The sequence below is a fragment of the Pseudomonas sp. TE12508 genome (assembly GCF_056279485.1).
Genome location: NZ_JBWCCN010000001.1, coordinates 181,955 through 196,387 on the forward strand (window position 1 = coordinate 181,955; position 14,433 = coordinate 196,387).

Here is a 14,433-nt window from a genome sequence, read left to right on the forward strand (position 1 = left end):
CAATGAAGAGGTTGAACATGATGGCCCCTTCGCGAGCAAGCCCGCTCCCACAAGGTTTTGCATTGTTTAGAAGATATAGGTTCCGGTCATATTGGCCATAACCTGGCGGAAACAGAAAGTATTCGACCGATTCATGAAACAGACTGAAAGCCATTCCAGCGTTTTTCCGAAACTGCCTGGGGATTAACCTGCCGGCATTGAGTTTTCCTACTTTGTTGCCGGAGTCTTCCCATGATCCTTCACTATATTTACGACCCATTGTGCGGTTGGTGCTACGGCGCCAAACCATTGGTGCAAGCCGCCCAAGCGGTGTTGCCTGTCATCGCCCACGGTGGCGGCATGATGACCGGCGCCAACCGCCAGACCGTTTCGCCACAACTGCGCAATTACGTCATGCCCCATGACCGACGCATCGCCGAGTACACCGGCCAGCCGTTTGGCGAGGCGTATTTTGAGGGTCTGCTGCGCGATGAGACGGCAGTGTTCGATTCCGCGCCACCGATTGCCGCTGTGCTGGCAGCCGAGCAGATCTCTGGCCGCGGGCTAGCATTGCTGGGGCGTTTGCAGATGGCTCATTACGTGGAAGGTCGACGCATCGCTGATAACGCCGTGCTGCTGGAACTCGCCACACAGACCGGCCTTGAACCCGAGGCGTTCCAACAGGCATTTAATGAAGCTGACACCGAGCGCCATATCAAGGACAGCCGCGCACTCCTGGCCAAGGTCGGTGGACAGGGTTTTCCGACTTTCGCATTGGAACAGGATGGCCAATTCACCCTGGTCGACATCGGCCCTTGGCTCGGCAAACCGCAAGCCTTCGCTCAATGGTTGAGCCAGTCATTGGCGGCAAAAGAGTCTTCATCCGCGTTTCAAGCCTGTGGCCTCGACGGCTGCGCCCATTGAATTCACCTGGAGTCACCATGGATAACCTGAGCCTGATTAAAAGCACCTACGAAGGCGCCAACTCCCAGGAGAACGCTCGCAATACCGCTGCGGCGCTGGCCGATGACGCTCGCTGGACTGAGGCCGCAGGTTTCCCGTACGCCGGGACCTATGTCGGTTTCGACGCTATCGTCGAAAACGTCTTCAAGCGCCTGGCCACCGAGTGGGAAGATTTTCAGTTCAAGGTCGAGCACTACGTTGCACAGGGCGACAAGGTGTTTGCCTACGGCAATTACAGCGGAATCTACAAAGCCACCGGCCGCCCGATGAATGCTCGGGTCGCTCACTTGTGGACCCTGGCCGATGGCAAAGTCACGCATTTCGAACAATTCGTCGACAGCCACACCGTGCAATTGGCTATCGCTGACAAGTGATTTCTTAGACGATTTTCGCCTATTCACAGACGATTCCTGAAATTGACACCTTATTAAGGGCGCAGATAGGATGCGCCCCACGCCTGTGGCTAACCGCCATGACTCACAAAACAATAAAAGGCCCGCCGCGAATTTTCGTGGGCGGGCCTTTTTGTTTTTGGGTGAAAAAAGAGCGCGATAGCGCCGTTTCAGTTGTACGGCACAGCGCGTATCAACCCGTAATAAGGAAAATAACATGTTGAACAAGCGAATCAGCCTGATCGCATTGGGGATGTTGAGCGCCACTCAGGCTATGGCTAACGACCAGGCCGAATCCAAGGGTTTTGTTGAAGACAGCAGCCTCAAAGTGCTGCTGCGCAACGCCTACATCAATCGTGACTACAAGGACGGCCGACAGGACAAAGCCGAGTGGGGCCAAGCGGCCATCGGTACTTTCTCGTCCGGCTTCACCCAAGGCACCGTTGGTGTGGGTGTGGATGCTTTCGGTCTGTACGCTCTGCGTCTGGACGGCGGCAAAGGCCGCAGCGGCGCCGGTGGTATCGACTTTTTCAAACAGGGCGACAGCGGCAACGCGGCGGATGACCTGTCAAAGGGTGGCGCGGCCGTCAAGTTCCGTCTCTCCAGCACCACGCTGACCTATGGCGACCAGATGCCGGCCTTGCCAGTGCTGAACTACGACAACTCGCGCCTGCTGCCAGAAAGCTACACCGGCACTTTGATCACCTCCAAGGAGATCAAAGGTCTGGAACTGAACGCCGGTCGCTTCACCGCCGAATCGCGCAAAAGTGCTGAAGGCCGTGACAGCGGTGGCTTGAAGTCGATCAACGTGTTGGGCGGTAGTTACCAGTTCACCGAACAGTTCAAGGCTGCGCTGTACGCGTCCGACGTCGAAGATGTATTGAAGAAGCAGTACGTGAACGCCAACTACGTGTTCCCGATCGACAAGGAGCAGTCCCTGACGCTGGACTTCAACGGCTACCGCACCAAGCTGGACGATTCCTACGTCCGCGAAAGCGGTGCTACCGGCGACGACAACAAGATCTGGAGCCTGGCAGCGACCTTCGCCACCGGCCCGCACTCGTTCACACTCGCTCACCAACGCAGCACCGGCGACAGCAACCTGGGTTACGCCTACGGTGGCTACCAGAAGGATCAAGGTCGCGTCGGCGACGGTGGCAACACCATCTATCTGGCGAATTCCTACTGGTCTGACTTCAACGCTGAAGACGAACGCAGCTGGCAGTTGGGCTACGGTCTGGACTTCAGCGCCTTCGGCGTTCCTGGCCTGAGCTACAACGTTGCCTATGTGCGCGGTGACAACATCACCACCTCCACCAGCGAAGGCGGCACCGAGCGCGAGATCTTCAACCAGTTCAAGTACGTCGTGCAAAGTGGCCCGGCCAAAGACCTGAGCGTGAAGGTGCGCAGCTCGATCCTGCGCGTGTCGCACAAATCCAGCGAGTACAACGTCAGCGGCAATGAACTGCGCGTATTCGTGGATTACCCGATCAACATCTTCTGATGATCGGCTGAGTTGTTCAGACTCGATAAAAACCCTGACTGGTTCAGGGTTTTTTTTCGCCTCATGACCGTAAGAAAATACGAAAAATGGCTGTTTTCGATCGTAAAAAGTCGAATTAAAGCAACTTCATACCGCGTTTCAATCAACGCTTGATATGCCTGAAATTCTTTCTCATGGGCTGCAAATGCCGCACCTACTAGATTGAGCCGCTAAATGCAGTGGAGACCTAGTAATGATCGTTTTGAACAGAGAAGTTGGCGAATCGCTACGGCGCGACAAGTATGTCAACGTCCAGGGAGCCGACTTCAATCTCTTCGGTCATTTTTCCGACTTCGTCAGATTGACCAAAAGTTGGGAAAGCATGGAGCCGGACAGTTATTACGGCCAAGCCGATGCGGGCATGCGTTTCCGTCGTTACAGCGATTTCGAATACAACCCGGTCACCCGTGACTTGACGCAGCTGGAACACCGCGCCTACGTGCAATCGAAGGCCAACAACAGCTACGTCGGCGGACTGGAGCGGCACTTCCAGGATTTCTCCAACGAAGTCATCAATTCGCCGGTGATGCGCAGCCTCATCGATGCGGATTTCGAGGTGTACAAAAACGTATTGCCGCCAGAGTTGCACGACGAAATCTGGCAATGCCAGATCCATCAGATCCGCATCGAAATCAAGCCAGGCAAGCAACTGGAAATTACCCCTGAAGGTATTCACTGCGACGGTTATCCGTTCAGCGGTGTGCATTTCTGGGGCCGTAACAACGTGGACGGGGCGGAGAGCCGTTTGTATTCAGCCCAAGAGGAACAATTGGCAGCGACGACCTATCTGGAAATCCTCGACACCACCTACTTCCTCGATCGCGAGATGCGTCACTACGTGACACCGGCACGCAACACTCACGCTCACGAAATGGCCTATCGGCAGATTTTGGCCATTTCCTTCTCGCGGCCCGGGACCGCTTTCGACATTGTTCGCTGAACAGCTAGATCCCATGATGAACATGGCCGAGTGCCCTGCACCGGTGATGCTGCAGCGCGCGACGGCCAAGGATGCCCAGCGCCTGGAACGCTTCTTTCGGCAATTCGAAGAAGTGTCGTTCTGTGAATGGCAGGACGCCAAATGCCTGCGCGGTGTGTTGGTGCAAAAAACCACTGCTGCGTTCCTCGCGCTCGATATCCGTGGCGAAGTAGTCGGCGCGGTGTTGGGCGGCATGCTCGGCAGCCGTGGCACCATCAATCACTTGGCGGTGAGCCCGGTGTATCGCAGCCAGGGCGTCGGTCAGCGCCTGGTGGAAGCGGCGTCGGCAGACATGAAACGGGTCGGTGTGCTGCGGATGTTCCTGTTCGTTGACGATGCTAACCTTGCCGGCAAACGTTTTTGGAGTGCCCAGGGCTTTTGCGAGCCGCGTGGCGAAACGACCTTTGAGAGGGACTTATGAATGAGACGTCCAGCAGCCAGCCGCTGATGGTCGAGCCCCAGCCCTCGCGCACGTTTGCTGAAGCCAGCCCGGTGATTGCGGGCTACTTCACGGTGTCGTTTGTGTTCGGTTTGATGGCCGTCAATGCCGGATTGCCCGTGTGGCTGCCGGTCGCGATGTGCCTGTTCGTCTATGCCGGTGCCTCGCAGTTCGCCGCCCTGGCGCTGATCTCCAGCGGCGCGTCGCTGACCACCATCATCCTCACTACGTTTCTGATCAATGCGCGGCACATGCTGATGTCGGTCTACATGGCCAAGGCCTTGCAGGCGATGGGGCTCAGTCGTCTCGAGCGCTGGTGTTATGCCGGCGGGCTGACCGATGAATCGTTCGCCTTCCACAGCGTCAAACTGGGCAAGGGCACGCCGGTCAATGTGCGTTATCTGATTGGCTTCAATCTGTATTGCCACACGTCGTGGGTACTGGGTGGTTTGCTGGGAGCAATCTGCGCGCAGTACGCAGCGCACCTGATCAAATATCAGCTCGACTATGCGCTGACCGCGATGATGCTCTACGTCCTGGTATCGCTGTGCAACACCCGCAATAAACTGATCGCCGCACTGGCCGCGGTCGCCTGCATGGGTGTCCTGAGCCTGATCGGCAGCTCACCCTTCAACGTATTCATCGCCACATTCGTGGGCTGCGGGGTGGGCGTATGCCTGACCAAACGTTCCTGATTCTGGTCGTCGTGCTAATGATGGCCGTGACGTTCCTGCCGCGTGCGTTGCCGCTGCAAGTGAACACCGACCATTGGCCGCCCTTCGTCGCCAGGGCGCTGGAATACCTGCCGGTGGCGATCGTCGCTGCCATCAGCCTTACGCCGCTGTTGATCAAGGATCAGCAGGTGCAGCTCGATCGCCCGGAATTCTATGCAGCGATTCCGACGTTGTTATGTGCGTATTTCAGCAAAAACCTCTTTCTCAGTGTGGCGGTTGGGACGGCTGCGTACATTGCGCTCGGGTCGTTCATGTAGCGACAGAGCGACCACGTCGTTCAAGGCCTGACCCGACAACTCGGGATTATTGACCGCCAACCGCACTTCGAGGGAATCCTCGAAACCCGGGAAAATGGTCAGGCCGTTACGCAGCGCCGCTTCACGGGAAACCATGCCAAGGCCGTCCATTTGTGTGATCAACGACAGGGTCAGGGTCTCGCTGCAGGAATAGATCATCCGCTTACCTGACTCGTAATTACCAAGGCCGGCGTCGAGAAAGCGCAAGAAGCTGTGGGAATACGGACAATCATCGGCAGGACGAACCTGAAACTTGTTGCCGAGCAGCATCAGCGGATCGTTTTCCTGACCGCAATGGGCACCGACCACCTGCACCTGTACATGGGGCAGGGCAATGCTGGGTAACCCCGGTTGTTGCGGGCCGATCAGCACGGCCAGGTCGAAATCCTCATTCTTCAATTTGCTGAGGTTTTCCATCGACTCGGCGTAGCTGAATTCCAGTTGATAATCAGGAAACACCTCAATGAGGCGCCCGATCATTCGCCGGTTGAAGTCGGCCGAGAGCGTGGTGTTAAGTGCAACCTTGAGCGTGCGCTGCCCAGGCACCTTCAGCGCGGCGACTTTTTCTTCCAGTTGCCGCGTGGCGACCAACACTTTGTCCATGTAGGGCGTGAGCTCCGTGCCCTGCGTTGTCAGGGTCAGCCCCTTGTTGGAGCGACGAAACAACCGAAAACCGAACTGCTCTTCAACCTTGTTCAACTGCGCGGCCAATGCCTGCACGGTCAAACAGGAATGCTCTGCCGCTGCCGACAATGAGCCGGTCTGCACAATGCGCATGAGGTTACGTAAGGTTCTGCTATCCATTTGGGTAATGCCCTCTAAAGTGGGCTGGCTATTGTTGTGTACCTGGCCGCCGGGTGGGCGTCGGTCGCGTGCTGGCTATGATCCTGCACCTGAGCATGCTTGTCCCGAGTTTAGTAGCGAAATGATTCTGCGTCCGATGGTTTGAGGCTTACACAGGATCGGGGTTTTGGTGGAGGGTAGGTGATCAGGGAGCAAAAAAGACCTGGATGGGGGAGGTGTGAGCTTTTTTTGGAAGCAGCGAAATCTTTTTCCAAGGCAAAAAAAAGCAGCCTGATCAGGCTGCTTTCATGAATAGGTGCTTGATATTGTGCTCCCTCAAGCAGGGGAGGAGAGGTTTACCCGAGCGCTGATTTTCAGGTCATCAACGGGGCTCCTACATCGACTATCGCCACCTGAAGGCAGTCGGTTTCGCGCTCTCGATTAAATTTTCTTCCCGTGTGACGCGGGTGTCAACGGGTGTTTTTGACCGTGTGTCGGCGTCTTTTTGGGGGGGCGGAAAATCTCTTTTCAATAGTCTGCGCATAATGATGCTCCCGGCAACTTATTACATCACGTCACTAATGATGTTCCCGTCCCCACCTTTATCCCCCTGACCCAACCTCATACATTCCTCTCCAACGCCTCCCCATCATTCCGATGAGAGGGTCACTGGAGATTCCTCATGCCTTTCGTAAGCGTACGCATCACCCGCGATGGCGTTACCTCAGAGCAGAAAGCTCAGGTGATCGCCGAAATCACTGAAACCCTGGAACGCGTCCTCAACAAACGCCCGGACCTGACCCACATCGTGATCGAAGAAGTCGACACCGATAACTGGGGCTATGCCGGGATCACCACTACCCAGTACCGCAAGCAACTGGCTGAGGCGCAGGGGCAGTCATGACCGCGTCCATCAAAACCATCATTTAGTAGTGGAGGGTTCATCATGAGCAATTCGAAAAAAGTCATCGTTATTACTGGCGCCTCTCAAGGTCTCGGCGCAGGCATGGTCAAGGCCTTCCGTGATCTCGATTACCGGATTGTCGCCACTTCGCGTTCGATCCAGCCATCCACCGACCCGGACATCCTCACCGTTGCCGGCGACATCGGCGACCCGGCGATCGCCCAGCACGTCATCCGTGAAGCGACCGAACGTTTCGGCCGTATCGATACCCTGGTCAACAACGCCGGGATCTTCGTCGCCAAGCCGTTCACCGCCTACACCCCCGAAGACTACGCCGCAGTCTTATCGGTGAACCTGAATGGTTTCTTCTACATCACCCAACTCGCGATCACCGAGATGGAAAAACAAGGCAGCGGCCACGTCGTCAACATCACCACCAGCCTGGTGGATCACGCTATAGACGGTGTGCCGTCGGTATTGGCTTCGTTAACCAAAGGTGGCTTGAACGCGGCGACCAAATCCTTGGCCATTGAGTACGCCAAGCGTGGCATTCGGGTGAATGCGGTTTCCCCGGGCATCATCAAGACGCCGATGCATGGTGAGGAAACCCACGAAGCACTGGGAAGTTTGCACCCGGTTGGGCACATGGGAGAGATCAGCGATATTGCTCAGGCTGTGGTGTATCTGGACAGCGCCAACTTTGTCACCGGCGAGATCTTGCATGTTGATGGTGGGCAGAGTGCGGGGCACTGAGAGCGGTTCAGGAGTAGGGCGCTGTTCACAGCAAGGACGACGACCAGCGCTCTCATCCTTGATTCATTAACCTCCGAACGGCGCTACCTTGATCGGTTCACCCTTTTTCGCGCATGACGGCGGATTGGTCATACCCAGCGTCAGCAGGTTGCCGCCGTTAATGATGCAGTTGAACTGCTGGTTATCATTGGTTTTCAGCGCGACATAAGTATTCGTGCCTTCAGTACGACGGCTGACAATACTCAAGTCAGAAGGTGAATAGCCCAACGCGCCGGCGCTCTGAGATTTGATCTGCTCATCGGTTAGCGTGTTGGTACTGCTGGCGATGGAGTTGCAGCCGGCCAGAGTGAACAACAGCGCACCGGCCAAGGTTATTTTATGGAGAGGCATGGGAGTGTTCCTTACTCGTTGGTGTTTCTTTCGGTCGTGTGGTGCCACGTACTTACCGGAAATCACAACTGAGGAAAGCCGTGGCTTGTGAAGCGTAGCAGAGGGAGATCTGCTCGTTAGTAGCTGAGAGATTTCTTGTGCTGACTGCTCAGGCCAATGCTGTTGGCCCCACGAACCCCAGGAACAACAAAGCCCTCGCATTTCTGCGAGGGCTTTGTTTTGATGCAGTGCTGGAGCTGCGAAGGATGCTCCAGGCTGATGATTTCATTTCTTCCCAAGGATGGATATTTACCTAATGCTCAAGTTCAACGCTCATCTCGGTTTCCAATTCAATGAATTGCCTTTTCTGCAACGCATCGAAGCCGCCGCCGCAGCGGGTTTTCGGGCAGTGGAGTTCCCGTCGCCCTATGAATTCGACGCGAGCCTCCTGGCAGACCACCTGGCGCAATACAGTCTGCCGTTGATTCAGTTCGCCGCACCGGCGGGCGTTACCAAAGGCATCGCTGCCTTGCAGGGCAAGGAAGAAGAGTTTCGCCACGGTTTGCTCCAGGCCGCCCGCTATGCAAAGGCGCTGACATGTTCGGATGTCCACATCATGTCTGGCGTTACGACGCAGGATGACGCAGGACCTATCTTCGGAGGCAACCTGGAGTATGCCGTCAAGTACTTCGAGGATCAGGGATTGCGGCCGCTTATCGAAGTAATTTGTACGCAAGAGATGCCGGGCTATTACATGTCCGACTTCAGCAAGGCGCAACAGGTGCTGGAGACCTTCCCGAGTGTCGGGCTGATTCTCGATCTTTACCATGCTCAGCTTTTGACCGGAGATGCGGCAGATGTTCTGGCTCGGTTTTATGACAGAACAGTCCATGTGCAAATTGCCGACTGCCCGGGTCGTCACGAACCGGGAACAGGGAACATCGACTTCGCAGCTTTGTTCGTCGCGCTGGAGCAGCGTGGCTACACAGGATGGATCGGGTGTGAATACCGTCCTTCCGGTTCCACCGTTGCGAGCCTTGACTGGATTAAACAGCTAAGTGCTTAGCGCTTGCGATGCGGACGGGATTCGCATTTCACATACGAGCGTTCTGAGCCAACCCGCCAAGTTCTATAACTTCAGGTTCTTAGTGGTACGTCATTGCGCCCAAAAAAACTAAATCCATCCTGTTGTTTCTACGATGTTTAAGAATTCATTGCTGGAGTCGTGCTGCTGCCGGCTCTGGCATGGCCGCCAGCGAACTAAACTAGTTGTATCTCTGTAGCAGATGTCTCTCCAGAGGTAAGGAGGTGTCAAATGGCTATTCGTGATACCTATCAGGAAATTGAGCAGACCCTGGGTCTGGTACCGGAGTGGATCAAGCAGATGCCGGAAGGCGGAGCGATCGGATTCTGGGGCGTGGCCCGGGACTTCTGGCTGGCGGATACCAAGATTCCTAATAAGTACAAGGAGTTGATAGGTCTGGCGGTGTCCGGGGCGACCCGTTGCAAGTATTGCGCCCTGTTCCATACCGAAGCCGCGCGCTTGTTTGGCGCGAGCGACGAGGAAATTTCCGAAGCCAGCTTTATGGGCTCGCTGACCATGATGGGCAGCACCTTTATTAACGCCCAGCAGATCGACTACGAGCAGTTCCGGCAGGAAACGCTGAGTATCGTCCGGTATGTCAAAGATCACTCGCAACCCAAAGCCGCTTAAGCCGTTGCGCGAACCTGCCCTTCGCCAGCTGACGAAGGATAAGTTGATTGCAATCACCAGCGATGGTCCCAGGACCACCGCTCGGTGGCAAGCGGCTGTGCTGCGAGCCATCAGCGAACTAATGCAATACAGCGATACCGCCCGCGAAGAAAACCAAGACCTGCGCATCCCCTTCGCCAAAGCACTCCATGACCTCTATGCCGGACAGAAGTCCGACGCCGAGTTGACGGAAATGGTGCTGCTGATGCTGGAAGTGGAAACCGCCCCCTTGCTCGGCAAAGGGCCCCAGGCAGGAGCGGCATCCGGGAACAACAACCCCTGAGAAGTGGAAAAGGGACAACTTTATTTTCCCAGATGCAAATCGTCGTATCCCTGGTTCGAGCAAAAAAGCCCCGCACGATTTGAGCATGCTGACAACGTCAACCTAGGCTTGACGGGTGTATTGGTGTGCATTTCAGGTGGGGCAGTCGCTCGTCAACGTCATGCTGAAGCGAATGTGTAACGGCAGGCGCGCAGGCGAATTTGGTGGGGCTATCAAGGTCGGATGGAAGCAGATTCTCCAACCCCAGAAACAACAAAGCCCTCGCATTGCTGCGAGGGCTTTGTTTTGTATGGTGCCGGCACCAGGAGTCGAACCCGGGACCTACTGATTACAAGTCAGTTGCTCTACCAACTGAGCTATACCGGCGTGTTGGGCGACGATTATAGCGATTGGGTTGGTTCTGTAAACCCCTGAATTCAGACTATTTTTGCGCAGGCGTTCGGTCAGGCGCGAAGCAGTACGTTCTTGAGTTTCTGGAGGGCGCGCCAGGTTCGGCTGTTTTGCATCGCCCGCAACTGCGCTTCGGCGTGTTCGGCGCGTTGCAGGGCGGCGGCGAGGTGGTTTTCGGCGTCAGTGACGGGGTGGCTGAAGTTGTGGCCACGGCAGAACTGGAAGTCGTCCAGGTTGCATGGCGGAATGTCGAAGGCGGGTTTGAGGGCCAGGTGCTCTTCGGCGAGGTAATAAGTGTTGATGCCGTCGAACAGGATGGGCTGGTAGCCGGCGCCGGTGACGAGGGTTTCCCAGGTCTGGTCGCGTTCCCATGGGGTTTCGATGAGGATGATCCACGGTCGCCATCGGGTGAAGTCCATGCCGCGCAGGACGGTTTCTTCGTGGCCTTCGACGTCGATTTTCAGGAAGTGAATCGGACGGTTCCCGGCGTGTTGTTCGCAGATGGAGGCCAGGGTGCGGGATTTGACGGTTTGGCTGCGCACGTCCATGCCGGCGTCTTTGTGTTGCTGGGCCAGGGCCGGGTCGAGGGTCGACAGGCCGGTGCCGGCGATGCCGTAGAAGGTCAGGTCGTCGGCACTTTCGCCGGCCACGCATTGCAGGTTGATGTCGTTGGGGCGTTGTTCGCACAGGGCGTCGTAATAATTTGGCATGGGTTCGACGTTGATGCCGGTCCAGCCGCGGTCATAGAAGGCCTTGGTGACGGAGTCTTGGGTGGGGTGGTTGGCCCCGATATCGATATAAAAGCCATTTTCGACGTATTTGAGGGCGCGCCACAGGCGGATGTCTTCGAAATTCTGGGCGTAAGAAATGAACGTCACGGTCGCATCCTGTCGGTCAGATTTTTCTTGTTCATGGGCCGCACTGTCGGCGTCCTTGTATGCGTGTATAGCAAGGGACGTTGCAAGGCGCAATTTTGCGCTATGGATGTCCGGTGTTCGGCGGTTATGTCGTTTTGATTAAATGCTTATGCACAATGGAGCAGGGGCGATGGCCTGTTCATTACGATTTTGTGAACTCGTTCTCATTTGTCTGCAAATGCCTGTTTTACCGGTTTTTTATAAGGGTGAACAAAAAATGACCAGTAGTGTTTAAGGCGTAAAACGGCGCGGATATTGGATCCACGATAATTCCATCAACAGAGTTATCCACAGGCTGTGGCTATTTAAGGACGTTCTGCCAGGAGTAGGAAATTGCGCGGCGTGAGTGGAGTTTTACAGAAGGTGCCGAGACGAACGGCGTAACCCTGTTCAATGAGGAAAAGTGCCCGATCAAGTACCAGCCACAGCTCCAGCGGCCGTCGGAAAAGGCCTCGTAGCAGCTCCAGATTGCGGACTTCAGCCAATCGCTGCCAACCGGCGGTTTCGAGTGTAGTCCAATCTGGGGCACCAACTGTGGATAAGTCTTTGAGTGCTGCCAGATCGCGGCAGTAATCGGCGAAAGGCTTGTCCAGCCAGGCGCTGGGCAGGGAAGGGGTTGGCAGGTATTTGTCGACGCCGCGCAGTTGCCGTTGCAGCAAGTCGAACGCCAGGCGCCGGGCCATGGAGGTGTCGCGCTGGCGTCGGACGCGAGCGCCGGCGGTGACGGTTTCGCTCATCGGCAGCGCAAGATCATCAACGGAGAGACGTAGGTCGGAGCGCTCAGCCGCGCGGGAAAGCGGCTGATAGGTGTACGGACTGATCCGGTTGTAGCAGCACGGTGCGATGGCCAGTTGTTTGCAACCGGCGGCGCTGGCGAGCTGGATCAGTCGCACATGCAGATCACCGCAGGCGTGCAGCGCTACGGGCGTGTGATCGGCGTTCAATAAGGAGGCTGCGCCTGGCGCGAGCACATCCTGCTCGACGTGCAACGCATGCAACTGATGACGCTGGCTGAGTGCCTGGCCGCTGGCGACCAGCGCCGGGTCGAACTCCAGGCAGGTCAGTTGTTGCCCGGTTTGCAACAGGCGCCGCCCCAAATGGCCCTTGCCCGAACACCAATCCAGCCAATGTGTCGGTGCATGAGCAAATTGCAGGCGACCGGCGAACGCTTCAATCTGCTGCCATTTGCGTCCCGGCACATCCACATTCAATCGATGACCTGCCGCTTCAAGTGTACGAGCTGGTAATTCACCCACCGTGCTCAGTTCAGCAGACATCGCCGCCAATGAAGCAAATGGCTCCGGCGCATCGAGCAAACAAGGTTGGTTATGACTGCTTTCCGCATCCTCCAGCGACCGGCCGCGTAGCCAAAACGCCAACTCCGGGTAGGACGCTTCCCAAGGCAGTTGCAGATGGGTAAACGGTCGAGGCTTCCACAGCGCCTGATGCTCGATCAGAAAAGCATCCAGCGCGGTGAAACGGGCGAGCAGGGCCTCGCCCGTCAGCACGCAGGAATCAACGCCCTTGGCAGGCATCGACGCGCAGCCAGCGCTCCAGCAGCTTGAAGCCACGAACCAGCACGTAAGCCATCAGCAGATAAAACATGCCCGCGGCGAAGAAGATCTCCACCGGCAAGTAGGTGCGGGCGATGATGGTGCGAGCCATGCCGGTCAATTCCAGCAAGGTCACGGTGCTGGCCAGGGCGCTGGCCTTGAGCATCAGGATCACTTCGTTGCTGTAGGCCGGCAGGCCGATGCGCGCCGCACGCGGCAGCATGATGTAGAACAGGGCTTTGGCCCGGGACATGCCCAGCGCCCGCGCCGCTTCAATCTCGCCCGGAGGAATCGCCTGGATCGCGCCGCGCAGGATTTCGGCGATATAGGCCGCGGTGTGCAGGGTCATGGTCGCGGTGGCGCACCAGAACGGACTGCGCAGGTAGGGCCACATCGAGCTGTTACGCACCGCGTCGAACTGCGCCAGACCGTAGTAGACCAGAAACAGCTGAACCAGCAATGGTGTACCACGGAAAAAGAAGATGTAGCCGTAGGGGAATGCCCGCACGTACCAGAGTCGTGACGAGCGAGCGATGCCCAGCGGAATCGCCAGCAGCAACCCGGCGATCACGGCGATGGCCACCAGCTCCAGGGTCAGCGTCGCGCCCTGAGCCAGTTTTGGCAGCCACTTGATGATGACTTCCCAGTTCATTGGGTGCTCCTGGCGAAGCCGCGAGCGGCACGTCGTTCCATAAAGTGCATGCCGGTCATGGCCAGAATGGTCAGACCCAGATACATGAAGGCGGCCACCATATAAAAGGTGAACGGTTGCTTGGATATCGTCACGCCGATTTGTGTGTGACGCATGATTTCTTCCAGGCCGATGACGGAGACCAGCGCAGTGTCTTTCATCAGGATCATGAACAGGTTGCCCAGGCCGGGAAGGGCGATGCGCCACATCTGCGGCATGATCAGCCGGGTAAAGATGCGAAATTTCGACAGGCCCAAGGCCACGCCGGCTTCACGATGACCCTTGGGGATCGCCAGAATCGCACCACGAAACACTTCCGTGGCGTAGGCGCCGAAGCATAGTCCCAGCGCAATTACGCCGGCGGCGAAGGCATTGAGTTCGAGGTCGGGGTTGCCGAAGAACTCGCCCAGGGCACGCATCAGGTTGACCGTGCCGAAGTAGATCAACAGCACCCAGAGCAATTCCGGGATGCCGCGAACCAGCGTGGAATAAGTGCCGCCAAGCCATTGCAGCGGCTTGTACGGGGAAGTCTTGGCCAAGGCGCCGAGCAGACCGAGCACCAGCCCCAGGCACAAGGCCGAGAGTGCCAGTTTCACAGTCATCAGTGCACCAGCGGCGAGCGCCGGGCCGAATCCGTAGAGGTCGATAATCATGGATTTCTATTCAAATCGCGGCAGGCAATGCGAAGGACCGGCACCGTCAGAGAACGGCG

Annotated in this window: 18 protein-coding genes and 1 tRNA gene; 12 read left to right on the top strand and 7 right to left on the bottom strand. The window is 56.9% G+C overall.

What is annotated here, in order from left to right; translation table 11 throughout:
• Window positions 1-231: 231 nt before the first annotated feature.
• The 7 genes from ACZ9IM_RS00750 to ACZ9IM_RS00780 all read left to right on the top strand — a co-directional run bounded on the left by ACZ9IM_RS00750 (window position 232) and on the right by ACZ9IM_RS00780 (window position 5,286).
• Complete coding sequence (locus ACZ9IM_RS00750) at window positions 232-903, top strand: DsbA family protein (RefSeq protein ID WP_476223195.1); 672 nt, start codon at window positions 232-234, stop codon at window positions 901-903.
• A 17-nt stretch (window positions 904-920) separates the two neighbouring features.
• Window positions 921-1,316: a nuclear transport factor 2 family protein gene (locus ACZ9IM_RS00755; RefSeq protein WP_063341875.1), complete on the top strand. Its 396-nt coding sequence runs from the start codon at window positions 921-923 to the stop codon at window positions 1,314-1,316.
• Between the two features lie 235 nt (window positions 1,317-1,551).
• Entirely contained in the window at window positions 1,552-2,838 is a 1,287-nt protein-coding gene (locus tag ACZ9IM_RS00760; protein WP_476223196.1) for an OprD family porin, read from the top strand.
• 232 nt (window positions 2,839-3,070) lie between these two features.
• On the top strand, window positions 3,071-3,817 hold the full coding sequence (locus ACZ9IM_RS00765) for a 2OG-Fe dioxygenase family protein (protein ID WP_427625441.1): 747 nt from the start codon (window positions 3,071-3,073) through the stop codon (window positions 3,815-3,817).
• A 22-nt stretch (window positions 3,818-3,839) separates the two neighbouring features.
• A complete protein-coding gene (locus tag ACZ9IM_RS00770) occupies window positions 3,840-4,277 on the top strand; it encodes a GNAT family N-acetyltransferase (protein ID WP_427625440.1) in 438 nt (145 codons plus the stop codon).
• Window positions 4,274-4,990 carry an AzlC family ABC transporter permease gene (locus ACZ9IM_RS00775; protein ID WP_008068738.1) on the top strand — a complete coding sequence of 239 codons (717 nt, stop codon included), beginning with the start codon at window positions 4,274-4,276 and terminating at the stop codon, window positions 4,988-4,990. The genes ACZ9IM_RS00770 and ACZ9IM_RS00775 overlap by 4 nt, the downstream gene beginning before the upstream one ends.
• Window positions 4,969-5,286, top strand: a complete 318-nt coding sequence (locus tag ACZ9IM_RS00780; protein ID WP_008068739.1) for an AzlD domain-containing protein — start codon at window positions 4,969-4,971, stop codon at window positions 5,284-5,286. The genes ACZ9IM_RS00775 and ACZ9IM_RS00780 overlap by 22 nt, the downstream gene beginning before the upstream one ends.
• Here the strand turns inward: ACZ9IM_RS00780 and ACZ9IM_RS00785 are convergent.
• Complete coding sequence (locus ACZ9IM_RS00785; RefSeq protein WP_218396915.1) at window positions 5,203-6,129, bottom strand: LysR family transcriptional regulator; 927 nt, start codon at window positions 6,127-6,129, stop codon at window positions 5,203-5,205. The two genes, ACZ9IM_RS00780 and ACZ9IM_RS00785, sit on opposite strands and share 84 nt — an antisense overlap.
• A gap of 661 nt (window positions 6,130-6,790) precedes the next feature.
• On the opposite strand from ACZ9IM_RS00785, the gene ACZ9IM_RS00790 reads away from it, so the two are divergent.
• Window positions 6,791-7,012: a tautomerase family protein gene (locus ACZ9IM_RS00790; RefSeq protein ID WP_007897514.1), complete on the top strand. Its 222-nt coding sequence runs from the start codon at window positions 6,791-6,793 to the stop codon at window positions 7,010-7,012.
• A gap of 42 nt (window positions 7,013-7,054) precedes the next feature.
• Window positions 7,055-7,765 (top strand): SDR family NAD(P)-dependent oxidoreductase, encoded by a 711-nt coding sequence (locus ACZ9IM_RS00795; RefSeq protein WP_427625439.1) that lies wholly within the window; start codon window positions 7,055-7,057, stop codon window positions 7,763-7,765.
• A 66-nt stretch (window positions 7,766-7,831) separates the two neighbouring features.
• Here ACZ9IM_RS00795 and ACZ9IM_RS00800 read toward each other — a convergent pair whose 3' ends face one another.
• Complete coding sequence (locus ACZ9IM_RS00800; RefSeq protein ID WP_427625437.1) at window positions 7,832-8,155, bottom strand: hypothetical protein; 324 nt, start codon at window positions 8,153-8,155, stop codon at window positions 7,832-7,834.
• A 295-nt stretch (window positions 8,156-8,450) separates the two neighbouring features.
• On the opposite strand from ACZ9IM_RS00800, the gene ACZ9IM_RS00805 reads away from it, so the two are divergent.
• From ACZ9IM_RS00805 to ACZ9IM_RS00815, 3 genes are all read left to right on the top strand, one after another.
• On the top strand, window positions 8,451-9,200 hold the full coding sequence (locus tag ACZ9IM_RS00805) for a hydroxypyruvate isomerase family protein (protein WP_427625436.1): 750 nt from the start codon (window positions 8,451-8,453) through the stop codon (window positions 9,198-9,200).
• A 249-nt stretch (window positions 9,201-9,449) separates the two neighbouring features.
• Entirely contained in the window at window positions 9,450-9,848 is a 399-nt protein-coding gene (locus ACZ9IM_RS00810) for a carboxymuconolactone decarboxylase family protein (protein WP_007939479.1), read from the top strand.
• Window positions 9,814-10,170 (top strand): hypothetical protein, encoded by a 357-nt coding sequence (locus ACZ9IM_RS00815; protein ID WP_427625435.1) that lies wholly within the window; start codon window positions 9,814-9,816, stop codon window positions 10,168-10,170. The genes ACZ9IM_RS00810 and ACZ9IM_RS00815 overlap by 35 nt, the downstream gene beginning before the upstream one ends.
• Before the next feature lie 290 nt (window positions 10,171-10,460).
• Here the strand turns inward: ACZ9IM_RS00815 and ACZ9IM_RS00820 are convergent.
• From ACZ9IM_RS00820 to ACZ9IM_RS00840, 5 genes are all read right to left on the bottom strand, one after another.
• Window positions 10,461-10,536: transfer RNA gene (locus tag ACZ9IM_RS00820), tRNA-Thr, on the bottom strand.
• A gap of 77 nt (window positions 10,537-10,613) precedes the next feature.
• Window positions 10,614-11,438, bottom strand: a complete 825-nt coding sequence (locus ACZ9IM_RS00825; protein ID WP_427625433.1) for an FkbM family methyltransferase — start codon at window positions 11,436-11,438, stop codon at window positions 10,614-10,616.
• A 344-nt stretch (window positions 11,439-11,782) separates the two neighbouring features.
• A complete protein-coding gene (locus ACZ9IM_RS00830) occupies window positions 11,783-13,012 on the bottom strand; it encodes a methyltransferase (RefSeq protein WP_427625432.1) in 1,230 nt (409 codons plus the stop codon).
• Window positions 12,993-13,682 carry an ABC transporter permease gene (locus tag ACZ9IM_RS00835; RefSeq protein ID WP_123498398.1) on the bottom strand — a complete coding sequence of 230 codons (690 nt, stop codon included), beginning with the start codon at window positions 13,680-13,682 and terminating at the stop codon, window positions 12,993-12,995. Before ACZ9IM_RS00835 ends, ACZ9IM_RS00830 begins: the two co-directional genes overlap by 20 nt.
• Complete coding sequence (locus tag ACZ9IM_RS00840) at window positions 13,679-14,374, bottom strand: ABC transporter permease (RefSeq protein WP_008068748.1); 696 nt, start codon at window positions 14,372-14,374, stop codon at window positions 13,679-13,681. Before ACZ9IM_RS00840 ends, ACZ9IM_RS00835 begins: the two co-directional genes overlap by 4 nt.
• Window positions 14,375-14,433 lie beyond the last annotated feature (59 nt).